The 3,722-nt window shown below is 58.3% G+C and carries 2 protein-coding genes, 1 tRNA gene and 1 pseudogene; 2 read left to right on the plus strand and 2 right to left on the minus strand.

Translation table 11 applies throughout. From position 1 onward, the window contains the following. The first annotated feature begins 52 nt into the window (after positions 1–52). Positions 53–129 (plus strand) — tRNA-Asp (locus tag ACIP66_RS28265). Between the two features lie 221 nt (positions 130–350). Here the strand turns inward: ACIP66_RS28265 and ACIP66_RS28270 are convergent. Further along, complete coding sequence (locus ACIP66_RS28270; protein WP_400652533.1) at positions 351–1,520, minus strand: catalase family protein; 1,170 nt, start codon at positions 1,518–1,520, stop codon at positions 351–353. Then, entirely contained in the window at positions 1,517–3,325 is a 1,809-nt protein-coding gene (locus ACIP66_RS28275; RefSeq protein WP_400652536.1) for a di-heme-cytochrome C peroxidase, read from the minus strand. The genes ACIP66_RS28270 and ACIP66_RS28275 overlap by 4 nt, the downstream gene beginning before the upstream one ends. A gap of 185 nt (positions 3,326–3,510) precedes the next feature. On the opposite strand from ACIP66_RS28275, the pseudogene ACIP66_RS28280 reads away from it, so the two are divergent. Beyond that, a pseudogene (locus ACIP66_RS28280) lies at positions 3,511–3,722 on the plus strand (FKBP-type peptidyl-prolyl cis-trans isomerase); the annotation flags it as partial.

Genomic DNA, 3,722 nt, shown 5'->3' on the forward strand with positions numbered 1-3,722 from the left:
ATGTCGGCGGTTCGATCCCGTCATCACCCACCATTCGTTTCAAGCGTTTCGCGCAGCGGTAGTTCAGTCGGTTAGAATACCGGCCTGTCACGCCGGGGGTCGCGGGTTCGAGTCCCGTCCGCTGCGCCATATTCGGAATCTGGAACACTGAACGCCAGAATCCACAGAAAGCCCGCCTAGTGCGGGCTTTTTGCTGTCTGGGGTTTATGAAATCTCAGATTTGATGCTGACCTGTGGCGAGGGGATTTATCCCCGTTGGCTTGCGCAGCGGGCCCAGGTTTTAAAAGCGGGGGCCGCTTCGCAGCCCAACGGGGATAAATCCCCTCGCCACAGGTTATGTGCATATTTTTTTAATGCGCGGCATTCTGGCTGTGGCGATAGTCGCTCACCGCTTCATACACCGCTTTACGCAAGCGGTTGATCCCGCCAATCGGCCGATGCGGCTCGATACCAAACCACGGATTGAAAGACAGGTTGTCGCACGCCAGATTCAGCGCAGGCGTATCGAAGTCCTGCGCCGGCAAGGTAATCCGCGCCACCGTCTCAAACGGCGAGTCCTGCTCACGCCATTCAATGCTGGTGTCTTCGATCGGCATGTACTTGTTGGCATCCTGACGCTGAATCTGCAGGACAAAACACGCCGGCACCCGATCCGTCGATAACTGCTGATTCAGAGCGCTGCGCAGAAAATTCGGCAGATCGTGATTCTGTTTGGGCAACGTGTACGCCGGGCAACTGTCCGGATCCGGCATCACCCGAAATTTCGCATTGGCCTCACCGAATTTGTACGGCGAGACTGAAAAATAAGTCGTCTGCGTCGGGCTGTCCGGCGGCGGTGCCAGCGTGGCCAGAGCAATAAACAGATGACGGATCTGCCAGGTGCGCGGATCCCACCCCGGAAAAAACGCCATGATCTTCTTGCCGTCAGCCTGCGCCGCGACATTCTGACGGTACTCAGCGACATCGCTGACAAAGAAGTTCGCATGACTGAACATCACGAAATCCTGTTCGCCTTGCGCCGGTCGATCGCCGAGCAAGGGTTTACCCGACACATCGAACAATTTGATCGCCATACCCCGAGCATCGCGCAGGCTGTCGAATTGCGGATAGGCGTTGCCATTCGACAGACGAATCATCGCCTGCCAGGTTTTCCCCGGCTCACTGAACACGCCTTGGCGCAATTGTTGCGCCAATTCCGGCAATACTTTGACTTCTGCCTTCACGCAACCATGCGCTTTGGCATGGGCGTCGCGCAGATAACGCGTTTGCTCGCGGTGTTGATCGACGATGCGCACGGCGGTCTGGATCACGTCCTGCGTCATCGTCGCTTCGCCGGGCGGAATCTGCTCCAGCGCCGACACCGGGCCGCGGTGCTGCCAGGCAAACCACGCCGTCGCGATCGCCCAGCCGAGCAAGCCAATCACCAGCAGGATTAACACGGTTTTGCCAAGCAAGCGCCCCAGCCACAACCAGATTCGGGCGAGCAACGGCAGTTCTTTCTTGAATGTCGGCATCGTCATGGCAATTGCGCCTCCAGTGGGCCGCCCAGCACTTTCAGGTATTCGAGCAAGGCCCAGCGTTCTTCGGGCTGCAACAGTCGGCCGATCACGCCATTGCCGCGTTCGCCGGCGCGGAATTCATGACCGCTGTTGCGGTTGCCACTGATCCGCGTATCGAACAGGAAGCCATTGGTGAACGCTTCGGTGCGATAGCCCAGATGCCGAGGATCGTATTCGAAGGTGCCTTTATAGAAGGTGGTCGCGCGCTCATCCTGCGGCGAGAGCAATTGATAAACGCTTGGCACCGAACCGTTGTGCAGAAAGGGTGGGGTCGCCCAGACGCCAGCCAATGGCCGCGCCTTGTAAGCGACTTTTTCGCGCACGCCGATCGGCAGGCCGAAACCGTCCAGTCGAGGTTTTTCTTGCGGAGTGACGTTGGCTTCGCGGTAGGCGCGGTTTTCGACGAAAGCGGTGACGTACGCCAGTCCCTTGGCGACTGACAGCTGGCTCAGATCCAGCGGTTCGGTGGGCGTCGGGTGCAACTTGACGTCCATTTTCGCCAGCTCTTTCAAATCCCATTGCAGCGCTGTCAGGTCGAAGCGGTGGGTGGCGATGTTGGTGGCGGCGTTCGGGTCAGTACCGATCACATCGAGCGGCAGCATGTGCAAATGCTGCACCCAGCGCTCACCTTCCTGAGTGACGCGCGGCACATGGCAGCCGGCGCAGTTTTCCGCAAACAGCGTGCGGCCCTTGGCGGCCAATGGTTTATCGACGGCGCCGAGTACGTCTTCCGGCCAGGCCGGTGGTTGCAGTTTTTGCAGGGTTTCTTCAATTGTGTGCAGATCGCGCACGCGAACGCTGGAGGCGTAGCGCTCATCGTCTTGCAGCGGTTGGCCATTGGCGTCGAAGAAATTCAGCGTGGCGCCCACGCCCAGCGCTTCGCCGATATTGCGCGCCATCGGCTGTTGCGCCGAGCCGTTCCACTGCACCCAATCGAACCTCCACATGTCCCACAACTGCGGGTAATCGACTGGCGCATTGGCCACGCGATAGTTGGCGGGGGAAATCGCATCGCCGAAGGTCGCGTTGGCAATTCGACCGAATGCATCGGCGCGCCCCGGGCCTTCTTCGGTGGGGTAGAGGCCGCGATGGGTGTCGTTCCAGGCGACTTTCAGGAACGTATCCAGCGAGGTTTTGAAGTCCTTGCGCAGTTGCTCGTGGCGCACGTCGTATTGATCGCCGAGCACGCTTCGGGCGAAGCGTTCGAATTTCCACGGGTTGTAGTAAGTCGCCGTCAGACTCGCGACCAATGCCTGTCCGAAACTGCCGCCGTGCAATGTAGGAACACTGGAAGGCAACACGTGCTGCGCGGTGCCTCCGTCGATGCGCACAGCCTGACCTTTGAAACGCAATTCGCCGGTGTGGCAAGCGGCGCAAGTTATGTCGAGATATTGCTCGGAAGTAGCGGGGTTTTGATGCCGGGCGAAACCCACGGGCAGGTTGCCGGGGTTGTTCTGCGTGGCTTTCTGTTTTGGATCGACCAGAAAACCGAAACGCGCGAGGTATTCCGCAGAGGCGAAACGCTGCTCGGAGAAGGGCAACTCCAGCGCTTGAAACCACTCATAGCGCAGGCCTTTGACCTGTGTGCCCTGAGGCGTGAAGTAATAAGTTTGCCGCTGTTCTTCCGACCATTGATTCAGGTAATGCACCTGCTCGGCCGGGGTGTAGAACGGTAATTTCGGGTTGGCGACGTAGTACAAAACCACGGCGAGGACGAGGCCGAGCAGCACGACGATCAGGGTCAAAGCACGGAATAAGCGGCGCAAGTTAAACATCCTTGTCGAATTATTGCGCTGTTATGCCTGAGGCTATGAGGGTGGGCAAGTGGCCATTACGCCAACTGTTGTGAGAAGTGGCATCAATCGTTGTAGGGCGTAGATGACAGAAGCTTCATCGTGCCTTTAGCCGAATGCGTTTCAATACCTGAACTTATCGCCGCTTTACTGCTCTCATGCCGGTAGCCATTGGTCGTGGCGGCCTGATAAGCTCGCGGCTTTACTCGATTGCCCTTTCGGCGCATGAACAAGGAAATAGCATGAAACAGCATCGGTTGGCGGCGGCGGTAGCCCTGGTTAGCCTGGTACTTGCGTGTTGTGATTCGCTTACCAGCGTAGAGCTGAAATCCCCGGCGCAAAAAGCTTCCTACGGTATCGGCCTGAACTT

Source organism: Pseudomonas sp. NPDC088429, assembly GCF_044753305.1.
Lineage (GTDB): Bacteria > Pseudomonadota > Gammaproteobacteria > Pseudomonadales > Pseudomonadaceae > Aquipseudomonas > Aquipseudomonas rustica.